Source organism: Acidimicrobiales bacterium (genome assembly GCA_033344915.1).
Taxonomy (GTDB): domain Bacteria; phylum Actinomycetota; class Acidimicrobiia; order Acidimicrobiales; family Aldehydirespiratoraceae; genus JAJRXC01.
The window spans coordinates 3759815-3783217 of record JAWPML010000001.1 but is presented as its reverse complement, the minus strand read 5'-3'; the positions used below and the strand labels follow the sequence as shown (position 1 = coordinate 3783217).

Genomic DNA, 23403 nt, shown 5'->3' with positions numbered 1-23403 from the left:
GCTCAGGTCCAGCCGCCGTAGCGGGGACGGGCCGACCACCACCGGCCGGCGAAACGCCACCGGGGCAGGGCGTCGGGCTCGGTCGCCCCGGAAGGGCGCGGCCAGAGTGCCTCGTAGGCGGCGAGGATCGCGGCCATCTCCTCCTCGGAGGGAGCCGGCGACACCGAGACGGCGTCGATCGGGTCGCTCACAGCGGCACGTTCCCGTGCTTGCGCTGGGGCATCTCCTCGCGCTTCGACTCGAGCAACCGCAGACCGGCGACCACCTTGCGGCGGGTCTCGCTCGGCTCGATCACGTCGTCGACGTAGCCCCGCTCGGCCGCGATGTAGGGGTTCGCGAGGCGATCGGTGTAGTCCTCGATCAGCTCGGCCCGGCGGGCTTCGGGATCGGCGGCGTCGGCGAGTTCACGGCGATAGAGGATCTCCACCGCGCCCTGTGACCCCATCACCGCGAGCTCCGCGGTGGGCCATGCGAAGGCGAGATCCGAGCCGACGGACTTGGAGTCCATCACCACGTACGCGCCGCCATAGGCCTTGCGGGTGATGATCTGGATGCGGGGCACGGTGGCCTCGCAGTAGGCGTAGAGCAGCTTGGCGCCGTGGCGGATGATGCCGCCGTACTCCTGGTCGACGCCGGGCAGGAAGCCGGGGACGTCCACGAACGTGAGCAGCGGGATGTTGAACGCATCGCAGGTGCGCACGAACCGGGCGGCCTTCTCGGCCGACTCGATGTCGAGCACGCCGGCCAGCATCATCGGCTGGTTGCCGACCACGCCGACGGCGCGACCGTCGACCCGGGCGAAGCCGCACGTGATGCTCCTACCCCAGGCCGAGTGGTACTCGAGATAGTCGCCGTCGTCGACCACGGCGCCGATGACCTGCTTCATGTCGTACGGGACGTTCGGGCTCTCGGGCAGGATCTCGTCCAGCTCCGGGCACAGGCGATCCGGGTCGTCGGCGGAGTCCAGCCTCGGGGTCTGCTCGAGGTTGTTCGACGGGAGGAAGCTGAGGAGGTACTTCACCTCGTCGAGCACGTCCTCCTCACTGTCGGCCACGAAGGTCGCCACGCCGGACTTCGAGCTGTGCGAGCCGGCCCCGCCGAGTTCCTCGAGCGTGACCTCCTCACCGGTGACCGTCTTCACCACGTCGGGACCGGTGATGAACATGTGGGACTTCTCGCGCACCATGAAGATGAAGTCGGTCATGGCCGGGCTGTAGACCGCACCGCCGGCGCAGGGGCCGAGGATGACGGAGATCTGCGGGATGACACCGGACGCCTGCACGTTGCGATGGAAGATGCCGCCGTAGCCGTCGAGCGACACGACGCCTTCCTGGATGCGGGCGCCGGCACCGTCGTTCAGCCCGATCATCGGCGCGCCGGTGGCGAGGGCGAGGTCCATCACCTTGTGGAGCTTCTCGGCGAAGACCTCGCCGAGAGCGCCGCCCATGACGGTGAAGTCCTGGCTGAAGACGAACACCTTGCGGCCGTCGACCGTGCCCCAGCCGGTGATGACACCGTCGGTGTAGGGCCGCTCGTCGAGCACGCCTTCCGCGGCACGATGCCGCGCGAGCATGTCCAACTCGTTGAACGAGCCCTCGTCGAGCAGGTACTCGATCCGCTCGCGGGCGAGCATCTTGCCCTTGTCGTGCTGACGCTGCACGGAACGCTCGGACCCGGCGTGCAGCGCCTGTTCCTTGCGCTCGCGCAGGTCTTCGAGCTTGGCCTTCATCGACTGATCAACCACGGCAGGCAATCTACCTGTCGGCGGTCGTGGTCCCCGAAACGGGCGCTTCAACCGGGGTCTGACCCCCGCTTCACCTTGCGCGTCAGCCAGGCGGTCCGTGGACGACCGCGTCGAAGACGGTCTTGTGTTCGACGACCGGTCGGAACGCCCGCAGCAGCCAGGTCGCGCCGTCGTCGGCGAACGGCGGGGCCGTGCCGTCGTAGTCCGTGCGGAGGCAGACGTCGAAGCCGTCGAGCGAGCCGCGCTCGTCCGCCACCGTCTCCAGCATCCGATGGAAGCTCGCCTCGTCGACATCGATCGGGAACATGCCGTCGTAGCGGGCGGCCCGGCGGACGGGCTTCGTCGCCGAGCCGCGCGCCGCACACCAGATCGGCGGACGGGGCTGCTGGGCCGGCCGGGGCTCGAGGGAGACACCGTCCACCCGGAAGTGCTCGCCGACGTGGGCGAGCGTCTCGCCCTCGAGCAGCCGGGCGATGATGTCGAGACCCTCCTCGAGCCGAGCGCCCCGGGCCCGCCCGTCCACGATCTCGTCGAAGCGGGACAGTTCGCCGCCGGAGTCCGTGCCCGAGCCGACGCCGACCGTCAGCCGGCCATCGCTCATCAGGTCGACAGTGAGGATCTCGCGGGCGAGCTTGATCGGCCGGCGCCGCGGCACCGGGGTGACCATCGGGCCGAGCCGGATGCGGTCCGTGGCGGCCGCCATCGCGCCGAGCGCGACCCATGTGTCGACGATCTCGTTGCTCTCGGGCCGCAGCACGTGATCCCACAGGAAGATGCCGTCCCACCCGGACTCCTCGGCGATCGCGGCGAGGTCGACGAGCTTGTGCGGATCGGCCAACGGACCGAACGGAGCGACGAAGACACCATGCTTCACGCCGTGATGGTAGGTCGACCGCCGGAACAGCCGCGGGCGGCGGCCCTAGGCTCGCTTTCGATGACCGACCCGACCGACGCTGGTTCGTTCGATCCCGCGGCCCGCGAGCAGGAGCTGCGCGACCAGGCGGAGAGTTGGGACACGAGCACGCCGGTCCCGGCCGGGCCCGGCGACATCCCGGTGATCGATCTGGGGCACGATCCGGTCACCGTCGCCACCGAGTTGCGCGCCGCGTGCGAGACCGTCGGGTTCTTCCAACTGGTCGGGCACGGGGTCGACGAGACACTGGTCGAGCGCACGTTCGCCGCCACCCGCGCCTTCCACGATCTCGACGACGCGACGAAGGAATCGATCGCGATGGACCGTGCCGAGTGGCCGGTCCGCGGTGTCGGCTACCTGCGCGTCGGCGAACGCCTGCTGCCCCGTCGGGCCGTCGGCAACCTGAACGAGGCCTTCCTGATCAAGCAGGACACCGGGATCGGATTCGACGACAACCAGTGGCCGCCGGAGCCCGAGCTGCGGGGGTTCCGCGCCACCGTGGAGGCGTATGCGGCCGCGGTCGAGGCGCTGGCGCTACGCCTCGTGCCCGTCTACGCCGCCGCGCTCGAGCTGGATCCCGACTTCTTCGCCGATGCGTTCGCCGACCCGTTCTGGCGGCTGCGGCTGAGCCACTACCCCGGCGTCGACACGGCCCGGCCCACCGGCGCCTACGGCATCGCTCCCCATGTCGACACGACGTTCTTCACGCTGCTCCGTCAGAACGGGCCGGGCCTCACGATCTACAGCACCCCGCGCGATGCCTGGATCACGGTGCCCGTCATCGACGGGGCCTACGTGGTGAACACCGGGGAGCTCCTGCGCCAGTGGAGCAACGACCGGTTCCTCAGCGTGCGCCACTTCGCCGACAACAGGACGTCCACCTCCCGCTACTCGATCCCGTTCTTCTTCAACGCCAACGCCGACCATGTGATGCATCCGCTGCCGACCTGTGTCTCGCCGGACGCGCCGGCCCGCTACGCGCCGGTGAGCTACCGCCAGAGCCAGGCCGCCGTCCAGGGGGAGTGACGGCGCCGAGTCGTAGAGTCCTGGCGATGTCGTTCGAACGCGTGTGCGTCTTCTGTGCCTCGTCGCCCGGTTCCGACCCGGCGATCACCGAGGCGACCGTGGCGCTGGGTGAGGAGCTCGTCGCCCGCGGCATCGAACTGGTTTACGGCGGCGGCGCGGTCGGTCTGATGGGGCTCATCGCCGACACGGTGATGGACGGGGGTGGCACCGTCACCGGCGTGATCCCGAAGAACCTCTTCTCCCGCGAGGTCGGCCACCGCGAACTGACGCGACTGGAAGAGGTCGACACGATGCATGTCCGCAAGGCGCGCATGTACGAGCTCGCCGACGCCTTCATCGCCCTCCCCGGCGGGTTCGGCACCCTCGAGGAGCTCGCCGAGACGCTCACGTGGAACCAGATCGGGCTGCTCACCAAGCCGGTCGGCGTGCTCGACGTGGGTGGGTTCTGGCAGCCCCTCCTCGAGTTGCTGGACGGCATGGTCGACAGGGCGATCCTCAAGCCCGCCAACCGCGGCGTCCTCCTCGCGGACGACTCCCCCGCCGGCCTCCTCGACGCCCTCGCCGCCCAGGACCTCACCTACGTCCCCAAGTGGATCGGCGACGACGCCGTCTGATCCCCGCATACTTTCTGGGGTCAGACCCCAGAAAGTACGAATCCGACCTGGGGAGGATGCGAAGGTCCGGTGGACGCGCGCAGACTGTGTCCATGACTACCGTCGACTTCTTCCAGGACAACTACGCGCCGGTGCGCGAAGAGCTCACGTCGCTCGACCTCGACGTCACCGGCACGATCCCCGAGGAGTTGGACGGACGCCTCCTGCGGATCGGCCCGAACCCGGTCCTCGATCCCAAACCGACGGACCACTGGTTCACCGGAACCGGCATGGCTCACGGCCTGCGGCTGCGCGGCGGGAAGGCCGAGTGGTACCGCAACCGCTACATCAACGGCGACAGCGTCGCCGACGCCCTCGGGCGGCCGCGCATGCCCGGCCCGCGCCACATGGACGGCGACGGCGGCGCCAATACGAACATCATCGGCCACGGCGGCAAGACCTACGCCATCGTCGAGGGATTCAACTGGCCGGTCGAGCTGACCGAGGAGCTCGAGTCGGTCGCGCCGTCGAACTTCGACGACACGCTCGACGGGACGTTCACCGCCCACCCGAAGCGCCACCCCGACACCGGCGAACTCCACGCCGTCACCTACTTCTTCGGCTGGGAGGACCACGTCCGGTACGTGGTCGTCGGCACCGACGGCCGCGTGCGTCACCAGGTCGACGTGCCGGTCGGCCACAGCCCGATGATCCACGACTGCTCGATCACCGAATCGGCCGTGCTCGTCCTCGACTTCCCCGTGCACTTCGACCTGAACGAAGCCATGGCCGGCTCCGGCCTGCCCTACCGCTGGCAGGCCGACGCACCGAGCCGCATCGGCGTGCTGCCGTTCGACGCGCCCGGCGACGCCGTGCAGTGGTGTGAGCTCGATCCGTGTTTCGTGTTCCACCCGCTCAACTCGTTCGACCGGCCGGACGGCACGATCCAACTCGACGTCGCGAAGCACCAACGGGTGTTCGACACCGTCACCAACGGGCCGGCCGAGGGCCCACCCCAGCTCTACCGATGGATCCTCGACCCGGCGAAGGGCACGGTCTCCGAGGAACTCCTCGACGACCGCAACCAGGAGTTCCCCCGGGTCGACGAGCGCAAGGTCGGCAAGGACGCGCGCTACGGCTACACGGTCGGCTTCGTCGGCGAGGAGGGCCCCGCGTACAAACGTGACCTGCACGCGAATACGACCGAGATCCACGACTTCGGCCCGGGTCGATCGAGCCAGGAGATGGTGTTCGTGCCCCGCGCGCCCGATGCGGACGAGGACGACGGCTGGTGCCTCAGCTACGTCCACGACGCGAACACCAACACGGCCGACGTCGTGATCCTCAACGCGCAGGACTTCAGCGGCGAACCGCAGGCCGTTGTCCACCTCCCCCAGCGCGTGCCCTACGGCTTCCACGGGAACTGGGTGCCGAGCGAGGCGTAGCCGGACCTCCCCCCATAACAATCTCTGGTCACGAAAGGTCGCACGAATCGCGGGAAATCCGACCCTTTCGTGACCAGAGATTGCGAGGGGGTGGTCGCGGGCGAGGACGCTGGCGAATTCGCTCCGGGCATGACGGCGAGGCGCTCTATCCTCGCCGTCATGCCCGAAGCTCCGTCAACCCGCACCACCGTCCGGCGCGGCGCGAACCGCGCCGTCTACGAAGGCGACCGGGTACGCGCGATCCTCGATACCGGGATGATCGCCCACGTCGGCGTCCAGACCCCCGATGGCCCCCTCGTGCTGCCGATGGCCTACGGGCGTGACGACGACACGCTCTACCTCCACGGCGCGGCCGCGAACCATCTCCTCGGCACGGGCGATGGCCACGAGATCTGCGCGACCGTCACCCATGTCGACGGCCTGGTGATGGCCCGCACGCCGTTCCACAACTCGATGAACTACCGGTCGGTGGTGGTACGGGGCCGGGCGACGAAGATCGAGGAGAAGGACGCCAAGCTGCGGGCGCTCAAGATCATCACGGATCATGTCGTCGCGAACTGGGACATCGGCCGGCCGGCCAGCGACATCGACGAACGCAAGACGCTGGTCCTCGAGATGCCGCTCGCCGAGGCGTCGGCCAAGGTGCGCGCCGGCGACCCCATCGACGAGCCCGACGACATGGCCGGCCCCTGGTGGGCCGGCGTCATCCCGGTCGAGACCCGCATCGGCACGCCCTACCCCGCAGCCGACCTCACCGGCGACCGCCCGGTGCCCGAGGAGTACACGGCCCTCGACGGCCACGTTCTGTGAGTAGTAGTCAGCACCGGGTGCTGACTACTACTCACAGAACGGCGAAGGCGGCGCGCATCTCGCCGACGAAGAGGGCGGGTTGTTCCCAGGCGGCGAAGTGGCCGCCCTGGTCGAGTTCGTTCCAGTACTGGATGTTCTCGTAGCGCTGCTCGGCCCAGCGGCGCGAGCACCGGATGATCTCCTTGGGATAGATCGAGCAACCCGTCGGCACCTCGACCGCACCGCCGCCGAAGTCGGCAAAGCTCTCCCAGTAGAGACGGGCTGACGACGCGCCGGTCGCGGTGAACCAGTAGATCGAGATGTTGTCGAGCATCTGGTCCTTGGTGAGCGCCGACTCGGGGTGGCCGTCGTTGTCGGTCCACGCCCACATCTTCTCGGCGATCCACGCGCACTGACCGGCCGCCGAGTCGACCAGCCCGTAGCCGAGCGTCTGCGGGCGGCTGGACTGCTGCTTCGAGTACCCCGAGTCCCACTTGTCGTAATGGGCGAGCCCCTCGAGCGCGCTCGCCTCCTGCGGTGTCGGCTCGGCCAGCGACTCCGGCGTCGGCCCGGCCACCGGCATGTTCGTGTGGATGGCCCGCACGTTGCCGAGGTTCTGCATGCCGATGTAGGTCGTGACCGCGCTGCCCCAGTCGCCGCCCTGGGCGACGTAGGAGTCGTAGCCGAGCCGGACCATCAGCGTGTTCCACGCGGTCGCGATCCACGCGACACCACAGCCGGAGGACGCCGGCTTGGCGCTCCAGCCGTAGCCGGGCAACGACGGGATCACGAGATGGAACGCGTCGTCGGCGCTGCCGCCGTGCTCGGTCGGATTCGTGAGCGGCTCGATGACGCCCATGAACTCGGCGACCGATCCGGGCCAGCCGTGGGTGAGCACCATCGGAGTGGCGTCCTCGTGGGGCGACCGGATGTGGATGAAGTGGATGTCGACGCCGTCGATCTCGGTGATGAAGTTGTCGTACGCGTTGATCGCGGACTCGAAGCGCCGCCAGTCGTAGTCCGTCGCCCAGTAGTCGCAGAGCTCCTGCGTGTAGGCGAGGGGGATGCCCTGGCTCCAGTCATCGACGGCCTCCTTCTCCGGCCAGCGAGCCCGGGCCAGCCGGTCGCGCAGGTCGTCGATGGCGGCGTCGGGGACGTCGATGGTGAAGGGGCGGATCTCGTCGCTCATGCCCGCATGCTCGCCGCGCCGGAGCAACCAGGGCAACTCGCCGACGCCGGCGCCTAAGCTCGCCGCCGATGGACCTCCCGGTTGCACCGCCCGTCAAGCCGATGCTGGCGAAGGCCGTCGACGGCATCCCCGAGATCGGCGACCTCGCGTTCGAGCCGAAGTGGGACGGCTTCCGCTGCATCGTGTTCCGTGACGGCGACGAGGTCCACCTCGGGTCACGCAACGAGAAACCACTGACCCGCTACTTCCCCGAGCTCCTCCAACCGCTGCGCGACTGTCTCCCCGATCGCTGCGTCGTCGACGGCGAGATCATCGTGACGGTCGAGGACCACCTCGGATTCGACGCGCTCCAGCAACGGATCCACCCCGCCGAGTCACGGGTCAACCGCCTCGCCGAGGAGACGCCCGCGGAGTTCGTGGCGTTCGACGTGCTCGCCGTGAACGACACGGATCTCACCGATGAGCCGTTCCGCGATCGGCGCCAGATCCTCGAGGCGCTCGGCGCGTCGTTCGCCGCGCCGATCCATCTCGTGCCGTCGACACTCGACCGGGAGATCGCGCAGGACTGGTACGTCCGCTTCGAGGGGGCGGGGCTCGACGGGCTGATCGCCAAGCCCCGCGACGGCACCTACCAGCCGAACAAGCGCGTCCAGTACAAGGTCAAGCACACGCGCACGGCCGACGTCGTCATCGCCGGCTATCGGCTGCACAAGGACGGCGAGGGCGTCGGTTCGATGCTCGTCGGACTGCACGACGAGGAGGGTCGCCTGCAACACATGGGCGTCGCCTCGTCGTTCAAGGCGAGCCTGCGAGCGGAGCTGGTCGAGACACTCGCGCCCTTCATCATCGACGATCCGGCCGACCACCCGTGGTCGGAATGGATGAACCCGGAGGCACACGAGGAGGGGCTGATGCCCGGCGGGCCGAACCGCTGGAGCGCCGGTCGCGACACGGCGATGTGGGTGCCGCTCACCTGCGAGCTCGTCGCCGAGGTCAAGTACGAAGCCGTGCTGAACGGACGATTCCGCGGGACGACGCGGTTCGTGCGTTGGCGACCGGACCGCGACGCCGCGTCGTGTGCGTACGACCAGCTCGAGGTCGCCGCGCCGGTCGGCATCAGCGAAGTCCTCAGCGCCGACGGGTGAGCCGCCGGATGCGGTCCATCTCCGCCGCTCCCATGCTGGCGTTGGCACTGGCTGCGCTCTTCGGCGGCGCGTGCACGGTCGCCGACGAATCGACCGCCGCGTGCCCCGAGGTCGTGACCGCGGACGGCGTGGACGTCTGGACCGACGAGCGCGGGTGTCCGGTCCCGCCGCACGAGATCTTCTCCCGGGCCGGTGATTCGACGTGCGGCTGGGAGCTCGTCGACGAGATCGTCATCGGTGACCTCGGGGCGTACCACTGGGACCCGGTCAACCTGCTCGCCTACGTCGACCAGCAGGTTCGCAACCGCACGTTCCGCACCGCCGACGTGATCGACGACCTCACGGACTCCGGCTGGCGGCGAGGCGACGAGGTGTTGTGGCTCGACCCGACCGACGAGCGACACGTCTACCTCGTTCGCGGCGACCAGACCGACCGCTACCTCCTCGACACCGAGGACGCGATCATCTGCGACTGACGTTCGGACATGGCGAGTTTGGACAGGTGTCTGACCCCGTGTCCAAACTCGGGGGATGGACGCTGATCTTCCGGCAACGGCCGACCTGTGCGACGACCACGACGACGAGGTCACGGTGCTCGACAACGACTTCCGTTCGCTCGGCGGTCGGGATCGGATGGCCGGCGAGGCGGTCACGCTGAAGATCTTCGAGGACAACTCGCTCGTACGCGAAGCCGTCGCAGAGGACGGACACGGCAAGGTCCTCGTCGTCGATGCCGGCGGGTCGCGGCGTCGAGCCGTGGTGGGCGATCAACTCGCGGCGAAGGCGAGCGCCAACGGCTGGTCCGGCATCCTCGTCTATGGCGCGGTGCGCGACGCCGCGATCCTGGCGACGACCGACCTCGCCATCCATGCGCTCGGCACGAACCCCCGCAAGACCGAGAAACGCGGACTCGGCGACCGCGACGTGGCGGTGACGTTCGGCGGCGCGACGATCCGTCCCGGCGACTGGATCTGCGCGGATCTCGACGGCGTACTCGTCGCCGACCGACCGCTGGGCTGAACCGGGGCGGAGTTGGGACAGGTGTCTGACCCCCTGTCCCAACTCAGGGGTCGAGGATCGTGCCTTCGTCCACGGCGCGGTCGATGAGCTTCTCGACGACCTCCCAGACACCGTCGAGGCCGTCCGCCATCTTCGAGTTGATCGCCTTGACCTCGGATCCGGTCACGCCCCGCCGGGTCCACGACTCGCCGCCGATCGCGAGGTTGAGCAGGAACGGCTGCAACCGATCACAGGCGTAGGCGAAGCGAGCCTCCGGCGTCTCACGGGCCTCGTACTCGTCCCACAGCGCCCGCAGCTCCGAGGACTCCGGTTCCGGGAGCAGGCCGAAGATCCGGTCGGCGGCGGCGATCTCCTCCGCCTCCTTCGCCTTGCGCGCCTCGTAGTCGTAGATGTCGACGTCCCCCGCGTCGATCTCGACGATGTCGTGGACGAGGAGGATGCGGATCGCCCGGTCGATGTCGAGAGGCTCCTTCGCGTGCGGCGCCATCACCATCGCCAGCATCGCGAGATGCCAGGAGTGCTCGCCGGAGTTCTCCCGGCGGCTCCCGTCGGCCAGCAGCGTCTGGCGGAGTTCGCTCTTCAGCTTGTCGAGCTCGTAGATGAACCGGATCCGTTCGGCGAGTTCCGGGTCGAACTCGGCGGCGAGCGCGACGGCGTCGTCCTGATCCATCAGGCGTACTTCCAGAACAACTCGTGCGCCCGCTTGGCCACCCGTTCGGCACCGAGCGCGGCACAACGCTCGTCGAAGCCCGCGCTCGGCCCCTTCCAGATCATGTCGTCCACCTTCGCGCTCACCGGTGCGTCGAGATCGACGGTGGCGATCCGGCGGAACAGCAAGGCGTCCTCGAAGTTCTCGCGCAGGGTCATCGCCAGCTTCGCCGCGCCGCGCACATCGACGCCGTCCCATTCCGCCACGTCGAACGGCACCTCGTCGATGTGGCCGAACCGCGAGAGGATCTTCGCGGCGGACTTCGCCCCCCAGCCCGGGAGCCCGGGGAAGCCATCGGCGGTGTCGCCGACCACGCCGAGATAGTCCGGAATCGACTCGGGCGGAACGCCGAACTTCTCGATCACACCAGCCCGGTCGTAGATGATCTCGCGACGCCGATCGAGCTGGATCACGCGACCGTCGGCCGTCACGCACTGGGCGAGGTCCTTGTCGGGCGTGCAGATGATCACCTGTTCGACCCGGTCGTCGGCCGCGGCCATCGCGGCGCCGGCCGCCATGCCGTCGTCGGCCTCGTGGGTGATCTGCGGCCACACCGCGAAGCCGGCGAGTTCGAGCAGTTCCTCGACCTCGGGGAACTGGGCGAGCAGGTCCGGCTCGACACCGCTGCCGTCCTTGTAGCCGTCGTACAGATCGTTGCGGAACGACTCGATCACCGTGTCGGTGGCGATCCCGATGTGCGTGGCCCCGTCGGCGACGAGGTCGAGCACCGTGCTCAGCACGCCCCGCTGAGCGCCGTGCCGCGTGTCCTTGTTGGCCGGCGAATAGTGGTAGCGAAACAGCTCGTAGGTGCCGTCGACGAGATGGACCTTCATGCGGGGACATCCTCCATCGCCGGAGCCTCGCACACCCGCCGCGCTCACGCGGCATGATGCAGCCGATGCCGCTTCCCACCACCGACCTGCCGGTCGAAGAGGTCGTTCCCGAGCTCCGCGACGCACTGGCCGGCGCGGGCCATGCCGTCCTCCAGGCCGAGCCGGGTGCCGGCAAGACCACGCTCGTCCCGCTCCGCCTGCTCGACGAGCCGTGGCTCGGGACCGACCGGATCGTCCTGCTCGAACCCCGCCGCGTCGCGGCCCGGGCGGCCGCCCGGCGCATGGCGGCGATGCTCGGTGAGGAGCCGGGCCAGACGGTCGGCTGGGTGACCAGGGACGACCGACGGGTCGGCCCGACCACCCGCATCGAGGTGGTGACCGAGGGCGTCCTCACCGCGCGGTTGGTGAACGACGCGACCCTGCACGGCGTCGGCCTCGTCGTGTTCGACGAGTTCCACGAACGCTCGCTCCCTGGCGACACCGGGCTGGCGCTCGCTCTGCACTCACGGCTCCACCACGGACTGCGCGCCCGGCTGCTCGTCATGTCCGCGACGCTCGACGGTGCCGCCGTCGCCGCGTTGCTCGGCGGCGACGCGGGGCCCGCGCCGATCATCACCTCCGGCGGGCGGACCCACCCGATCGAGGTGCGGTGGCGGCCGCGCAAACGGCGGGCGCCGATCGTTCCCGCGGTCGTGTCCGTCGTGCAGGAGGCGCTACGGGGCCACGACGATGTGCTCGTGTTCCTGCCCGGCGTCGGCGAGATCCGCGGCGCCGAACGCGAGCTGCACAACGTGCTCGGGCCCGACGGTCCGGCCGTTCTCCCGCTCCACGGCTCGCTGCCCGCGGCCGAACAGGACGCCGCCCTTTTTCCGCGGGCGAACCGGCGCATCGTCCTGGCCACCGACCTGGCGGAGACGAGCCTGACGGTGGAGGGGATCGGCTCGGTCGTCGACAGCGGACTCGCCCGCGTCCCCCGCCACGACTCCGGCACCGGCATGACCGCGCTGCACACGGTGTCCACGTCGCGCGCCTCGGCGGACCAGCGGGCCGGACGGGCCGGGCGGACGGGCCCCGGCATCGCCTTCCGGCTCTGGTCGAAGATGGAGCACGCGGCCCGACCGCCGTTCCTTCCCCCGGCGATCGCGGAGGTGGAGCTGTCCGATCTCGTCCTGGATCTCGCCCAGCGCGGCATCACCGACCCGGCGGAGGTGCCCTTCCTCGATCCTCCCGGCGAGCAGGCGTGGGCCGACGGGGTGGCTCTGCTCCAGCGGCTCGGCGCGCTCGACGACGACGGCACCCCGACCGAGCGCGGCCTCTGGATGGCCCGGGTGCCCGCCCATCCCCGTCTCGCCCGCATGGTGGTGGAGTCCCGCGATCCGTGGCTCGCCTGCCTGTTGACGGCCCTGCTCGAGGACCGCGACGTGCTCCGGGGCCGCCCGACCGAACTCCCCGTCGACCTGCACGAGCGGTTGGCCCTCGTCCTCGACCGCGACCGTCACCACCCGGCGGCCGACGGGCGGGCACTGCGTCAGGTACGCGACCGCGCCGCGGATCTCGCCCGGCGCCAGGGCATCGCGACGACCGACATCGATCCGGACGCGCTCGACCCGAACGCGATGGGGGCGGTGCTCGCCACCGGCTTCCCGGATCGGATCGCCCGCCCGAAGGCCGGGGTGCGGGGCCACCTGCAACTGATCGACGGCCGCAACGCCAAGATCGATCGGGCCGACCCCCTGGCGGAGGCGCGCGGTCTGGTCGCCGTCGATCTGGGTGGGCGGCCGAAGGAGCCCGTCGTGAACCGGGCGGCGCGACTCGAGGCGACGATCGACCATCTCGTCTACGCGACACCCGACCTCGACGCGACGCTGGCCGAGATCCGTCAGACCTGGGGGGTCGAGCCGACCGACGGGGGGCGCCACGACGGGATGGGCTCACGCAATGTCCTGCTCGCCCTCGGCGGGTCCACCTACCTCGAGGTCGTCGGACCCGATGCGGGCCAGCCCGAGCCGCCGGCGTCCCGCCCGTTCGGTATCGACGACCTCGACCAGCCTCGGCTCGTCACCTGGGCCGCCGGCGTCGCGTCGATCGACGTGTGGATCGCGTGGGCCCGGACGCGCGGTGTCGACCCCGGCGACGCGTTCGCGATGCAACGCACGACGCCACAGGGCGCCGTCCTCCAGTGGCGGCTGACCGTTCCGCCCGCGGACGGCGACGGCGTCCTGCCCTTCCTGATCGAGTGGCCCGGCATCACCCCGGCGGCGACGTCGGCGCAGGGCTGCTCGCTGCTGTCGCTCGACCTCCGCCACGACGACCCGGCGATCGGATCGCGGCTGCGGGAGTACGCCGTGCCGATCGACGTGGCCACCGGCCCGCCGGGATTGACGGCCACCCTCATCACGCCGGAGGGAACCGTCACCCTCGAGGGCTGACCCGGCGCCCTACTCCTGGACGAGCTCGATCAGCGTGCCGAAGCTGCCCTTGGGGTGGACGAAGGCGACGGTGGTGCCCCGCGATCCCGGCCGGGGGGCCTGGTCGATCGGGGTGGCGCCGGCCTCGACCATCCGGGCGAGCGCGGCCGCGCAGTCGTCGACCCGATAGCCCACGTGGTGCAGACCCTCGCCCCGCTTCTCGAGATACTTGGCGATCGGCGAGTCGTCACGGGTGGCGGCGGTCAGCTGGATGTAGCTGTCCGCGACCTTGATCAACGCCTCCTCGACGCCGTCGGAGTCCACGATCTCGCGATGGTGGACCTCCGCGCCGAAGGCTTCGCCGTAGTAGGCGATCGCGGCCTCGAGGTCGTGGACGGCGATGGCGATGTGGTCGATCTCGGTGAGCTGCACCATCGCATCGTAGAACCGGGGGTGGGGCGTCCGACAACCGGTGCGGGGTCACGGTGCGCGTTCGTCTGCCACCACCCGAGTCGGCCGTGGTGCGATACTCGACAGCGTGGAACTGACGCCGGAAGACCTCGAACGGGCCGAGTTCGACAGCACCGATACGGGCTACGACCCCGAGGCCGTGCGGGAGCTGTTGCGCAAGGCCGCGGAACGCATCCGCACGCTCGAGCGCGACGGCGTGAAAAGTGTGTCGGAGTCGGTGAGTGCCGTCCTCGACCAGGCGGTGAAGAGTGGTGAGGAACTCATCGCGTCGGCGACCAAGGACGCTGACGCGGTGCGCGCCGCCGCCGACAGCGATGCCGAACGGATCACGAAGGACGCCGCCGCCGTTGCCGCCAAGACCGTCGCCGAGGGCGAGAAGGCCGCGGCCGAACTCGTCGAGGGGGCCGACACCCAGGTGGAGGAGATCCTCTCGGCGGCCGAAGCGGACGCCCGCCAACGATCGACCAAGGTCATCAACGAGGCGCAGCAGCGACTCGACCGGCTCCTCGCCGCCGAGCGCGACGTCCACGACCGGCTCCAGGCCGCGATGGCCGACATCCAGACATCGGTCTCCCGTGTCGGCGTGAACCAGGCCGCCGAACTCGCCCTGACGGTCGCGGACCCGGACGACGACGTGGCGTGGGCCGAAGACGACGACGAAGCCGGGCGCAAGTCCGCCTGAAACCTCGGCCGAACCGAGCATGGGCCGCCGGCTTCGACGCGTCCCCGAACATGACGAAAAGAAATGTTCAAACAGGGCTTGTCATTGGGCTGTCATTATCGTAATGTAACCGCAACACAGCGGCCGGATCGGTTCGTGGATTGCCAACCCAATCCCCTTCCTCCCCCCGACCAACGTGGACTACCACGAGGCGTCGTCTCGGATCTGCCGGTCAATCCATACCGCCCGCGCCCGGCAGGCACGAGACGGCGCCTCGTGCGTTTTCCGATCCCCCGATCCCCGGCTCGCCCGCTCAGCCGGCGCCCTCGTCGAGGACCTGCCGGCCCTCGAGCGCCCGTCCGAGGGTCAGCTCGTCGGCGTATTCGAGATCGCCGCCTACCGGGAGCCCGCTGGCGATCCGGGTGACGCGCACGCCCATCGGCTTGAGGTACTTCACGAGCAGCGCCGCCGTGGCCTCACCCTCGAGGTTCGGGTTCGTGGCCACGATCACCTCCTCGATGTCCTCCTCGCCGACGCGGGTCATCAGCTCCTTCACGCGGAGCTGTTCGACACCGACACCGTCGATCGGACTGAAGGCGCCCTGGAGCACGTGGTACCGACCGCGGAACTCCTGGGTCCGCTCGACGGCCACGATGTCCTGGCTGTCCTCCACGACACACACGAGGCGCTCCTCGCGGCGCGGGTCGCGACAGATGGCACACTCGTCACCGCCTTCGGAGAGGTTGAAGCACCGGGCGCAGAACGACACCCGCTCCTTCGCCTCCGTGATCGCCCGGCTGAGGCGCATCGCCTCCTCCGGCGGGGCCTTCAGGAGGTAGAACGCGACCCGCTGGGCCGACTTCGGTCCGATGCCGGGAAGTCGTCCGAGTTGGTCGATGAGCTCCTGGACCGTTGCGGAGTAGCTCACTGATCTCCGCCGCCGAGCAGGCCACCGAGGCCGCCCAGGTCGAGACCGCCGAGGTCCATGCCGCCCATCGCGCCGGACTGACCGGCCTGGAGCTTCGCCGCCGCGTCGCGCAGCGCGGCGAGGACGAGGTCCTCGAGGAGCTGGGGGTCATCGGGATCGATCGCCGACGGATCGATGGTCACCGAGTGAAACGCGAAGTGGCCGTCGACCTCGACCTTCACGAGGCCCCCGCCGGCGGCGCCCTCCACGATCTCGGACGCGGCCGCCTGAGCGTTCGCCATCATCTGCTGGGCCGACTCGAGCAGACCGCCGAGATCGGGCATGCCGGTGCCGCCGAACGGGTTCGCGTCGTCGGGTGTGTCACTCATTCGGGGGCTCCTCGGGGACGTGGAGTTCGGCACCGGGGAACGCCTCGGTCACCTTCTCGATGATCTGTTCGGTGTGGGCCGGCGCATCGACCAGATCGTGGAGGTCGATGTCCTCGTCGGACACCGGCGGCGCGGCATCGGCGAACGGATCGTCCGGCGCGCTCGGCGGCTCCGGCTGCGGCTCCGGCTCGGGTTCCGGGTCGGGCACGGCGGCCAGCGGTGCGGGTGGCGGCGCCACGGGCTCGTCGGCCGGGGGCTCGTCGGCCGCGTCCGGGCCGGCGTACTGGCCGACGAGGGCGTGCCAGAGCCCGGCCAGTTCACCGGCCGACCGCGGCCCGTCGGCCGGGCCGAGCAGCTCGTTGGCCGCGGCCACCACGACGTCCTTGTCGATGCCCAGATGCTCACCGGCCAACTGCACGACCTCACGCGGCGACTCGGGGCGTAGGGCGAGCAACGCCTCGGCCGCGGACTCCGCGGCCGACTCGGGCGAGGCGACCGGATCGGGGACCGCGGCAACGGGAGGCGGCGGGGGTGCGGCCGGCGGATCCGGGTCGGTGACCGACTCGATCGCCGGCGCCGCCCGTCCGATCTTCGCGGCGAGCGCCGCCCGCGCCGCCGCTGCGGGACCCGTCGACTTGTCCGCCTCCGGCTCGTCGGGTTCGTTCGACGCGACGGACGGCGGGGGCGGCAGCGCATCGGTGGAGCTCGCCGGGGCCGGCTCGGGTTCGGGTTCGGGCGCGGCCTCGGGTTCCGGCGCGGCGGCGACGGGTGCCGGTCGCGGTTCGGCCGCTGGGGCCGGCGCAGGGGTCGGAGCGGGCGCGGGGGGCGGGGTCTGTGCAGGAGCGGGGGCGGGGCCGCCGGCGAGGCGCGCTTCGAGCTGGTCGACGCGTTCGACGAGTGAGTCGACCGAGCGGTCCGCGTCGGCGCGACAGAGGCGGACCAGGGCGACCTCGAGGTCGACACGCGGGTCCGGCGCGGCACGCATGTCGACGAGGGCTGTGCCGATGACCTCGAGGGCCCGCGTCATCGCAGCGGGCGACATCCGTCCGGCGATCTCCTCCGCCCGCAGGGTCTCGCTCGGCGTGAGCCGGGGTGGCGGCGAACCCATCGCGGTGAGGAAAGCGTCGCGCAGGCCGGCGAGGATCGCCTCACCGATCGTGCGGGGATCCTTGCCCCGACCCATCGCATCGCCGACCGAGGCCAGCGCGATCGTCGCGTCGCGGTCCGCGAGCGACGAGAGCAGGAGATCCGTGGACTCGTCGATCTCCACGACACCGCCGGCCGCGACGACCCGATCGAGTGCGCTCAAGGTGTCGCGCACCGAGCCGCCGCCCACCGACACGACATAGTCGATCGCGGCCTCGTCCACATCGAGCCCGGCATCGTCGATCACAGAGCGGACGTGGTCCGTGAGCTCGTCGGCCCCGAGCAGGCTCAGCTCGAACACCTGGCAGCGACTGCGGATCGTCTGCACGACCTTGTGCGGCTCGGTCGTCGCCAGCACCCAGATCACGTGGTCCGGTGGCTCCTCGAGCGTCTTCAGCAGGGCGTTCTCCGCGCCCCGCGTGAGCATGTGGACCTCGTCGAGGATGTAGACCTTCGCGTTGCCCGGCGTGCCGAGGTTGACCTTCGCCAACAGGTCACGCATGTCCTCGACACCGTTGTTCGACGCCGCGTCGAGCTCGTGCAGATCGAACGAGCGTCCCTCCTCGATCGCGACACAGCTCTCGCACTCGCCGCACGGCTCGGAATCGTCGCCGAGGTTGGTGCAGTTCAACGCCTTCGCGAGCACGCGGGCCGAGGTGGTCTTGCCCGTGCCCCGCGGTCCGTGCAGCAGATAGGCGTGGCCGACCTCGCCCTTCGCGACCGCGTTCTGGAGCGCGCTCACGACATGATGCTGGCCGCGGATCTCCGAGAACTTCTGCGGACGGTACCTGCGATAGAGCGACTGGTAGGCCATGTCCGTCCGACTCTAGCGACACGCGACAACGCCCGTTTCCGGGAGTGGCGGCCAGGCGATCTGCGGCACACAAGCGGCTCCGCTGAGAGCTGCTGCCTTCCGGCCCTGACTCGGTTCACAGGCGCCTGTTGCACAGGACCCGACCGCCACACCCCGAAACGGGCGTTGCAGGTTTCACGCTACCCTTTCGCCCTGGAACCCGCACCGCGGGGACCACACACATGCCCGCTCCGGCGGGTCCGGGAGGGTTGCCAGAGCGGCCGAATGGGCACGCTTGGAAAGCGTGTGAGGTGCAAGCCTCCGTGGGTTCAAATCCCACACCCTCCGCCATCCGATCGAGCCCCGGCCTGCGAGCCGGGGCTCGTCGCGTCCGGGGCCGTCAACCTTCGACGGGCTGGCGGTGGACGAAGGCGACGAAGCCCTTGATCCACGTGCGCAGCGCGGTGCGTGCCTCCTCGTCCGTCAGCGCGCCGTCGGTGAGCAATCCGTGGATGCCGCCCACGCCGTGCGTCTCCTCGTGGACCGAGCCGCCGGTCATGGCGACCGTCAGCGCGAGGTGCTCGCGGACGCCGACGCCCGCCCGACGTCCCGGGGTGGCCGCGACCAGGCCGACGGGCGTGCCGGCGATCGGCCCGGTGAGGAACGGGCGGGAGAGCCAGTCGACGGCGTTCTTCGTCACGCCCGGCATCGAGCCGTTGTACTCGGGGGTGAAGATGATCAAGCCGTCCGCCGCGGCGACACTGTCCTTCAGGGCGACGACCGGCGCGGGATCGCCGACGGCCTCGACGTCCTCGTTGAAGAGTGGCACCGCCGCGATCGGCGCCTCCACGAGTTCCACCCCGTGGGGCATCAGCTCGCCGGCTGCCTCGAACACCGCTCGGTTCACGGAGGCGGCCTTGAGGCTGCCGATGACCGCGGCGATCGTCAGGTCGGGCACATGCCTCCCAACGCCGCGACATGCTCGCGCATTCCGAGGCTGCCGGTACCGTGACCGCCATGTCTCGTGGCCGGCGACTCACCTACGCAGCCCTGATCGTCCTCGGTGCCGTCGGTCTGGACCAGGTGACGAAGGAGTGGGCGCTGAATCGCCTCAGCGGCAACCGCACCGTCGACGTGCTGCCGAGCCTCGAATTCGATCTCGCCTACAACTCCGGGTTCTCGTTCAGCACGGGCAGCGGGAGCGGCAACATCGTCGGCCTGGTGGTCATCGCGTTGTGCGCCTTCCTCGCCTGGCAGATCGTGCGGGAGACCCGGACCCGTCGCATGACCCTCTACGCGATCATCCTCGGCGGCGCGATCGGCAACCTGCTCGACCGCATCTTCCGAGCCGACGACGGTTTCCTCTCCGGCAAGGTGATCGACTTCATCGACGTCAGCTGGTACGCCGTGTTCAACATCGCCGACATCTTCGTCGTCTGCGGCTGCATCGCCTTCGTCATCGACGAACTCGTCGAACACCGCCAGACGGACGCCCCACCCAGTTGAGACGCCGGGGTCAGAGTCCCGTCCCACCTTCGCGCCGGATCGATCCGCTCGGGAACGATCCGCGGCGCCCCGTCGTTGACGACACGTGACCGACACGCTGGAAGCGCCACCGGGGGACGACGCTGCGCCACCCACGAGCGAGCGCGTCGCCGTGCTCAAGCACCGCCGCGGCTCGCGCTGGATGCACTGGATCAACTTCCCGCTGATCACGATCATGATCTACAGCGGCCTGCGCATCTACTGGGCGGAGGACATCTATGCGTTCGGGATCCTCGGCTGGGAGTGGTTCGCCTTCTTCCCGGATCCGGTCTACGAGTCGCTCCAGCTCGAACGCCGACTCGCCCGCGGTCTCGCGTTCCACTTCAACTTCGCCTGGCTCTTCACCATCAACGGGCTGGCCTACGCGATCTACACCTGGCGGACCGGCGAGTGGCGCCAGCTCGTCCCCCGCCGACGGCACCTCAAGGACGCGTGGCACGTGCTCCTGCACGACCTCCATCTCCGCAAGGACGCGCCGCCGAACCGAGGCCGCTACAACGAGGCGCAGCGGCTGACCTACTCGTTCGTGCTCCTCCTCGGCTTCCTCGCGATCCTCTCGGGGTTCGCGATCTTCAAGCCGACGCAGCTGTCGTTCCTCACATGGATGCTGGGCGGCTACACGTCCGCCCGGGTGATCCACTTCACCGTGACGATCCTCTTCTGCCTCTTCTTCGTCGTCCACATCCTCCAGGTCGCCCGGGCCGGGTTCCGCAACTTCATGAGCATGGTCACCGGCTACGAGGTCGTCGATCGGAAGGTCGAGTCCCATGACTGATCCGGGCTTTCGCGAGAAGGAGGAGCTGACGGAGGAGGAGTACCGTCGGCGGCTGCGCCGGTCGTTGCTCGTCGGCGGCGCGGCGAGCTTCCTCGGCTATCGCGGGTGGCGCTGGGTGCAGGACCAGCCGAAGGCGGACGGCATCCCGCAGGTGTTGCGGGACGGCCACGAGCTCAACGAACGCATCTGGTCCTCGTTGTTCCGGGAGGGCCACGACGCCAAGGAGTTCCCCCGCAGCGACGCGTCGATCCTGCGGGTCAACGGGACGCTCGGGATCCGCACCGACCTCGATCTCGACGGCTGGGAGCTGCAGGTCTTCGGCCCCGACGGCGATCTCCTCGGCACCCACACCCTCGACGACATCAGGGCGCTCCCGCACCACGAGATGACGATCGAACACAAGTGCATCGAGGGCTGGGCCCAGGTGACGAACTGGGGCGGGGCCCGGTTCTCGGACTTCATGGCGCTCTACGAGGACCAGCTGCCGGACGACATCAGCGACGTCTACCTGGAGACCCCCGACCGCCGGTACTACGTCACCGTCGACATCGAGACGATGCGTCACCGCCAGACCCTGCTCGCCTACGAGAACCTGGGCGTGCCGATCAGCGAGCGCAACGGCGCGCCCCTCCGCCTCGCCACGCCGCTCAAGTACGGGATCAAGCAGATCAAGCGCATCGGCGAGATCCACTTCCGCCGCGAACAGGGCCGCGACTACTGGGGCGAACGCGGCTACGACTACTACGCCGGCCTCTAGCCGAGTTTCCGAACGCAAAGGTGGGACGGGACTCTGACCCCGGCGTCTCAACTCAGGGTGCGGAGGGTGTCGAGGAAGAGCTCGGGGTCGGGGCGGATTCGGTAGTTGTCGGTCTCGTGGGCGAAGCGGACGACACCGTCGGCGTCGAGCACGACCGCCGTCGGCAACACCGACTCCGGCTGCGTCGCGACCCCCAGCGGAGCGCCGCCGGGATGCTGGATGCCGAGGACGCGCGCCGCCGCATTGTCCTCGTCGACCAGGAACGTCATCGGCGCGTCGAACTGCTGGGCGAGCTTGGCCGACTCCGTGGCCGGCTGGGGGCTCACGAGGACGACCCGGGCCCCGAGCGCCTCGATGTCGCGGTACTCGGACGCGACCTCCCGGACCTGCACCGTGCACAGCGGGCACCACGTGCCCCGGTAGAAGAGCAGCACCGTCGGCGAGCCCATCCACTCCGTACTGCTCACCCGGTTGCCGTCGAGATCCGTGAACGTCAGCTCGGGCAGCGGCGACCCGACCGCGAGCGCCGCACTCGGTGTGCGCCCGTTGGTCGAATACCAGAAGACATAAGACAGCAGGAGCGCGAAGCACAGCAGGGCGAGCACGGCCGCACCCGTGCCCTGCGTGAACGAGATCGCGACCCCGGCACCACCGATGACAACCGCCGGCGCGGCGTTGACTCGGCGCGAGAACTTCATCGAGATCAGGGCGAACAACAGCAGCTGGCCGGAGGCGGTGATCGCGACACCCCACCAGCCCGTCACGATGCCCACCACCACGAAGGCGATGTTGCCGAGGATCAGCGGGAGGATGAACACCCGTTTCAGCTTCGCTTGCCAGTCGTTCTCCAGGCCGGCCACGGCGACCACACTCCTTGCGCTGCTACTCGGGTCCGAATCGTTGCAGCATCCCGAAGAACCCGTCGACTCGGTCGATCATGCCGGCGTCGTTCACGGTGGCGACGTCGAAGCCGCGCATCAGCAACGTCTCCCCGCCCTCCACCGTGATGACCCACTCGTAGCGATGGCGTCCGTTGTGGCTGTCGATGTTGCTGCCGAGCGCCAGCACGGCGTCCGGGAACTCGGTGCGGAACGTCCGCACGTTCTCCTCCAGCGCGTCGCGCCCGACGTGCTGGTGCAGCGGATCGACCCACAGGCAGTCGTCGGCCACACACCGGTCGAGGTGGGGGCGGATCACGTCCGGGTCTCGCTCGTTCCACATGTGCAGGTAGTGGACGAGGGGAGGCGGGGCGTCGTCGGGGATCACGAGTTCGGTCATGTCACGCTCCTGAGGGCGTCTTCGGTGAATCGGTCGGCGGGGAGGAGGGTCTCGATGCGCAGCTCCTCGAGGGTGACGTCGAACGGCTCGCCGATCGTGGCGATCATCGAGATGAACCGGAGGACGCCGTGGTCGGTGCGGACCTGCATCGGCAGCATCAGGTCGTTGCCCGTCGGGAGCGGGGCGCGCTCGGGGAGCTTGGCGACACCGGGGTAGCTGCGGGCCTCGGCGAGGAGCTCGGCGAGCCGATCGTCGAACGGACGATGGACCATCTCGCGTTCGAGGCGATGGATCAGCGCCGTCGCGAACCGCTCCCAGTCCACGACCTTCGTCCGGATCCCGTCGGGGTGAAAGCAGGTGCGCATCACGTTGGCGGCGACGTCGAGGGGCGGGGTGATCCCGGCGAGCGCGCTGAGCCCGATCGCGGCGGGGTTGGCCATCACGAGGTCCCAGCCCCGGTCGATCACATACGCCGGGATGTGACCGTGGGCGGCGATGACGGCCTCGAGGGTGTGACGCACCTCGTCGAGGTCCGGGTCGTCCAGGCCGCGCTCGGCGTACTCGGGCGAGAACCCGGCCGCGGTCAGCAGCGCGTTCTGGTCGCGCAGCGACAGGTCCAGCGATCGACCGAGGTGCAGCACCATCTCGCGGCTCGGCTTGGATTTGCCGTTCTCGAGGAAGCTGAGGTGACGCTGCGACACGTCCGCCTCCGACGCGAGGGCGAGCTGGCTCAGCCGGCGCGCCTCGCGCCAGCGGCGCAGCTCGTCGCCGAACGTGATCGTCGCCGTCGCGGAGGGAATCATGACCGCATCGTAGGGACAACGAGGTCACGCTCACGATTACCTCCCGGGTCATGGCGTTGTACCT

At 69.7% G+C, this 23403-nt stretch carries 26 protein-coding genes, 1 tRNA gene and 1 other RNA gene; 13 read left to right on the top strand and 15 right to left on the bottom strand.

Annotated features, from left to right (window positions below):
- Positions 1-2 precede the first annotated feature (2 nt).
- From R8F63_18325 to R8F63_18315, 3 genes are all read right to left on the bottom strand, one after another.
- Positions 3-191: a hypothetical protein gene (locus R8F63_18325; protein MDW3220568.1), complete on the bottom strand. Its 189-nt coding sequence runs from the start codon at positions 189-191 to the stop codon at positions 3-5.
- Positions 188-1744, bottom strand: a complete 1557-nt coding sequence (locus tag R8F63_18320; protein ID MDW3220567.1) for an acyl-CoA carboxylase subunit beta — start codon at positions 1742-1744, stop codon at positions 188-190. The genes R8F63_18325 and R8F63_18320 overlap by 4 nt, the downstream gene beginning before the upstream one ends.
- A gap of 82 nt (positions 1745-1826) precedes the next feature.
- Positions 1827-2618: an LLM class flavin-dependent oxidoreductase gene (locus R8F63_18315; GenBank protein MDW3220566.1), complete on the bottom strand. Its 792-nt coding sequence runs from the start codon at positions 2616-2618 to the stop codon at positions 1827-1829.
- 60 nt (positions 2619-2678) lie between these two features.
- Between R8F63_18315 and R8F63_18310 the strand changes: the two genes are divergently transcribed.
- From R8F63_18310 to R8F63_18295, 4 genes are all read left to right on the top strand, one after another.
- Complete coding sequence (locus R8F63_18310) at positions 2679-3683, top strand: 2-oxoglutarate and iron-dependent oxygenase domain-containing protein (GenBank protein ID MDW3220565.1); 1005 nt, start codon at positions 2679-2681, stop codon at positions 3681-3683.
- Between the two features lie 26 nt (positions 3684-3709).
- Positions 3710-4297, top strand: a complete 588-nt coding sequence (locus R8F63_18305; GenBank protein MDW3220564.1) for a TIGR00730 family Rossman fold protein — start codon at positions 3710-3712, stop codon at positions 4295-4297.
- Between the two features lie 92 nt (positions 4298-4389).
- Positions 4390-5721, top strand: a complete 1332-nt coding sequence (locus tag R8F63_18300; protein ID MDW3220563.1) for a carotenoid oxygenase family protein — start codon at positions 4390-4392, stop codon at positions 5719-5721.
- 159 nt (positions 5722-5880) lie between these two features.
- Complete coding sequence (locus R8F63_18295; protein ID MDW3220562.1) at positions 5881-6531, top strand: pyridoxamine 5'-phosphate oxidase family protein; 651 nt, start codon at positions 5881-5883, stop codon at positions 6529-6531.
- 31 nt (positions 6532-6562) lie between these two features.
- On the opposite strand, the gene R8F63_18290 is transcribed toward R8F63_18295, so the two are convergent.
- The gene (locus R8F63_18290) at positions 6563-7699 is read right to left on the bottom strand and encodes an alpha/beta fold hydrolase (GenBank protein MDW3220561.1); all 1137 of its coding nucleotides are present in this window, start codon (positions 7697-7699) and stop codon (positions 6563-6565) included.
- A gap of 68 nt (positions 7700-7767) precedes the next feature.
- On the opposite strand from R8F63_18290, the gene R8F63_18285 reads away from it, so the two are divergent.
- From R8F63_18285 to rraA, 3 genes are read left to right on the top strand one after another with little or no spacing between them, the layout of a single operon-like run.
- On the top strand, positions 7768-8844 hold the full coding sequence (locus R8F63_18285) for an ATP-dependent DNA ligase (protein MDW3220560.1): 1077 nt from the start codon (positions 7768-7770) through the stop codon (positions 8842-8844).
- Positions 8845-8852: 8 nt separating this feature from the next.
- Positions 8853-9320 (top strand): hypothetical protein, encoded by a 468-nt coding sequence (locus tag R8F63_18280; protein MDW3220559.1) that lies wholly within the window; start codon positions 8853-8855, stop codon positions 9318-9320.
- A 55-nt stretch (positions 9321-9375) separates the two neighbouring features.
- The gene (rraA, locus tag R8F63_18275; GenBank protein MDW3220558.1) at positions 9376-9864 is read left to right on the top strand and encodes a ribonuclease E activity regulator RraA; all 489 of its coding nucleotides are present in this window, start codon (positions 9376-9378) and stop codon (positions 9862-9864) included.
- Positions 9865-9907: 43 nt separating this feature from the next.
- Here rraA and R8F63_18270 read toward each other — a convergent pair whose 3' ends face one another.
- Entirely contained in the window at positions 9908-10534 is a 627-nt protein-coding gene (locus R8F63_18270; GenBank protein MDW3220557.1) for an HD domain-containing protein, read from the bottom strand.
- Positions 10534-11406: a 5'-3' exonuclease H3TH domain-containing protein gene (locus tag R8F63_18265; GenBank protein MDW3220556.1), complete on the bottom strand. Its 873-nt coding sequence runs from the start codon at positions 11404-11406 to the stop codon at positions 10534-10536. Before R8F63_18265 ends, R8F63_18270 begins: the two co-directional genes overlap by 1 nt.
- 65 nt (positions 11407-11471) lie before the next feature.
- Here R8F63_18265 and hrpB point away from each other — a divergent pair, with 65 nt between their 5' ends.
- Positions 11472-13835 carry an ATP-dependent helicase HrpB gene (hrpB, locus tag R8F63_18260; protein MDW3220555.1) on the top strand — a complete coding sequence of 788 codons (2364 nt, stop codon included), beginning with the start codon at positions 11472-11474 and terminating at the stop codon, positions 13833-13835.
- Between the two features lie 9 nt (positions 13836-13844).
- On the opposite strand, the gene mce is transcribed toward hrpB, so the two are convergent.
- Positions 13845-14249: a methylmalonyl-CoA epimerase gene (gene mce / locus R8F63_18255; protein ID MDW3220554.1), complete on the bottom strand. Its 405-nt coding sequence runs from the start codon at positions 14247-14249 to the stop codon at positions 13845-13847.
- Positions 14250-14352: 103 nt separating this feature from the next.
- On the opposite strand from mce, the gene R8F63_18250 reads away from it, so the two are divergent.
- The gene (locus tag R8F63_18250; GenBank protein ID MDW3220553.1) at positions 14353-14967 is read left to right on the top strand and encodes a DivIVA domain-containing protein; all 615 of its coding nucleotides are present in this window, start codon (positions 14353-14355) and stop codon (positions 14965-14967) included.
- Between the two features lie 292 nt (positions 14968-15259).
- Here the strand turns inward: R8F63_18250 and recR are convergent, their stop codons facing one another.
- From recR to ffs, 4 genes are all read right to left on the bottom strand, one after another.
- Entirely contained in the window at positions 15260-15874 is a 615-nt protein-coding gene (gene recR, locus R8F63_18245; GenBank protein ID MDW3220552.1) for a recombination mediator RecR, read from the bottom strand.
- Positions 15871-16242: a YbaB/EbfC family nucleoid-associated protein gene (locus tag R8F63_18240; protein MDW3220551.1), complete on the bottom strand. Its 372-nt coding sequence runs from the start codon at positions 16240-16242 to the stop codon at positions 15871-15873. Before R8F63_18240 ends, recR begins: the two co-directional genes overlap by 4 nt.
- On the bottom strand, positions 16235-18202 hold the full coding sequence (dnaX, locus tag R8F63_18235) for a DNA polymerase III subunit gamma/tau (GenBank protein ID MDW3220550.1): 1968 nt from the start codon (positions 18200-18202) through the stop codon (positions 16235-16237). The genes R8F63_18240 and dnaX overlap by 8 nt, the downstream gene beginning before the upstream one ends.
- 46 nt (positions 18203-18248) lie before the next feature.
- Positions 18249-18347: signal recognition particle sRNA small type (ffs, locus tag R8F63_18230), an RNA gene on the bottom strand.
- Positions 18348-18444: 97 nt separating this feature from the next.
- Between ffs and R8F63_18225 the strand changes: the two genes are divergently transcribed.
- Positions 18445-18532 (top strand) — tRNA-Ser (locus R8F63_18225).
- A 49-nt stretch (positions 18533-18581) separates the two neighbouring features.
- On the opposite strand, the gene R8F63_18220 is transcribed toward R8F63_18225, so the two are convergent.
- The gene (locus R8F63_18220; protein MDW3220549.1) at positions 18582-19139 is read right to left on the bottom strand and encodes an NADPH-dependent FMN reductase; all 558 of its coding nucleotides are present in this window, start codon (positions 19137-19139) and stop codon (positions 18582-18584) included.
- A gap of 59 nt (positions 19140-19198) precedes the next feature.
- On the opposite strand from R8F63_18220, the gene lspA reads away from it, so the two are divergent.
- From lspA to R8F63_18205, 3 genes are all read left to right on the top strand, one after another.
- Positions 19199-19687 (top strand): signal peptidase II, encoded by a 489-nt coding sequence (lspA, locus tag R8F63_18215; protein MDW3220548.1) that lies wholly within the window; start codon positions 19199-19201, stop codon positions 19685-19687.
- Between the two features lie 85 nt (positions 19688-19772).
- Positions 19773-20501 carry a cytochrome b/b6 domain-containing protein gene (locus R8F63_18210; GenBank protein MDW3220547.1) on the top strand — a complete coding sequence of 243 codons (729 nt, stop codon included), beginning with the start codon at positions 19773-19775 and terminating at the stop codon, positions 20499-20501.
- The gene (locus tag R8F63_18205) at positions 20494-21258 is read left to right on the top strand and encodes a molybdopterin-dependent oxidoreductase (GenBank protein MDW3220546.1); all 765 of its coding nucleotides are present in this window, start codon (positions 20494-20496) and stop codon (positions 21256-21258) included. The genes R8F63_18210 and R8F63_18205 overlap by 8 nt, the downstream gene beginning before the upstream one ends.
- Before the next feature lie 47 nt (positions 21259-21305).
- Here the strand turns inward: R8F63_18205 and R8F63_18200 are convergent, their stop codons facing one another.
- Genes R8F63_18200 through R8F63_18190 form a run of 3 tightly spaced genes read right to left on the bottom strand, consistent with a single transcriptional unit; the run spans position 21306 to position 23339 of the window.
- Complete coding sequence (locus R8F63_18200) at positions 21306-22118, bottom strand: peroxiredoxin family protein (protein ID MDW3220545.1); 813 nt, start codon at positions 22116-22118, stop codon at positions 21306-21308.
- A 22-nt stretch (positions 22119-22140) separates the two neighbouring features.
- A complete protein-coding gene (locus tag R8F63_18195) occupies positions 22141-22536 on the bottom strand; it encodes a nuclear transport factor 2 family protein (protein ID MDW3220544.1) in 396 nt (131 codons plus the stop codon).
- Positions 22533-23339, bottom strand: a complete 807-nt coding sequence (locus R8F63_18190) for a helix-turn-helix transcriptional regulator (GenBank protein ID MDW3220543.1) — start codon at positions 23337-23339, stop codon at positions 22533-22535. The genes R8F63_18195 and R8F63_18190 overlap by 4 nt, the downstream gene beginning before the upstream one ends.
- Between the last annotated feature and the right edge of the window lie 64 nt (positions 23340-23403).

What these genes read in the sequence shown, in the direction of transcription:
- R8F63_18310 (MDW3220565.1), top strand. Translation starts at nt 2,679, where the DNA reads ATGACCGACCCGACCGACGCTGGTTCGTTCGATCCCGCGGCCCGCGAG.
- R8F63_18305 (MDW3220564.1), top strand. Translation starts at nt 3,710, where the DNA reads ATGTCGTTCGAACGCGTGTGCGTCTTCTGTGCCTCGTCGCCCGGTTCC.
- R8F63_18300 (MDW3220563.1), top strand. Translation starts at nt 4,390, where the DNA reads ATGACTACCGTCGACTTCTTCCAGGACAACTACGCGCCGGTGCGCGAA.
- R8F63_18295 (MDW3220562.1), top strand. Translation starts at nt 5,881, where the DNA reads ATGCCCGAAGCTCCGTCAACCCGCACCACCGTCCGGCGCGGCGCGAAC.
- R8F63_18290 (MDW3220561.1), bottom strand. Translation starts at nt 7,699, where the DNA reads ATGAGCGACGAGATCCGCCCCTTCACCATCGACGTCCCCGACGCCGCC.
- R8F63_18285 (MDW3220560.1), top strand. Translation starts at nt 7,768, where the DNA reads ATGGACCTCCCGGTTGCACCGCCCGTCAAGCCGATGCTGGCGAAGGCC.
- R8F63_18280 (MDW3220559.1), top strand. Translation starts at nt 8,853, where the DNA reads ATGCGGTCCATCTCCGCCGCTCCCATGCTGGCGTTGGCACTGGCTGCG.
- rraA (MDW3220558.1), top strand. Translation starts at nt 9,376, where the DNA reads ATGGACGCTGATCTTCCGGCAACGGCCGACCTGTGCGACGACCACGAC.
- R8F63_18270 (MDW3220557.1), bottom strand. Translation starts at nt 10,534, where the DNA reads ATGGATCAGGACGACGCCGTCGCGCTCGCCGCCGAGTTCGACCCGGAA.
- R8F63_18265 (MDW3220556.1), bottom strand. Translation starts at nt 11,406, where the DNA reads ATGAAGGTCCATCTCGTCGACGGCACCTACGAGCTGTTTCGCTACCAC.
- hrpB (MDW3220555.1), top strand. Translation starts at nt 11,472, where the DNA reads ATGCCGCTTCCCACCACCGACCTGCCGGTCGAAGAGGTCGTTCCCGAG.
- mce (MDW3220554.1), bottom strand. Translation starts at nt 14,249, where the DNA reads ATGGTGCAGCTCACCGAGATCGACCACATCGCCATCGCCGTCCACGAC.
- R8F63_18240 (MDW3220551.1), bottom strand. Translation starts at nt 16,242, where the DNA reads ATGAGTGACACACCCGACGACGCGAACCCGTTCGGCGGCACCGGCATG.
- dnaX (MDW3220550.1), bottom strand. Translation starts at nt 18,202, where the DNA reads ATGGCCTACCAGTCGCTCTATCGCAGGTACCGTCCGCAGAAGTTCTCG.
- lspA (MDW3220548.1), top strand. Translation starts at nt 19,199, where the DNA reads ATGTCTCGTGGCCGGCGACTCACCTACGCAGCCCTGATCGTCCTCGGT.
- R8F63_18205 (MDW3220546.1), top strand. Translation starts at nt 20,494, where the DNA reads ATGACTGATCCGGGCTTTCGCGAGAAGGAGGAGCTGACGGAGGAGGAG.
- R8F63_18195 (MDW3220544.1), bottom strand. Translation starts at nt 22,536, where the DNA reads ATGACCGAACTCGTGATCCCCGACGACGCCCCGCCTCCCCTCGTCCAC.
- R8F63_18190 (MDW3220543.1), bottom strand. Translation starts at nt 23,339, where the DNA reads ATGATTCCCTCCGCGACGGCGACGATCACGTTCGGCGACGAGCTGCGC.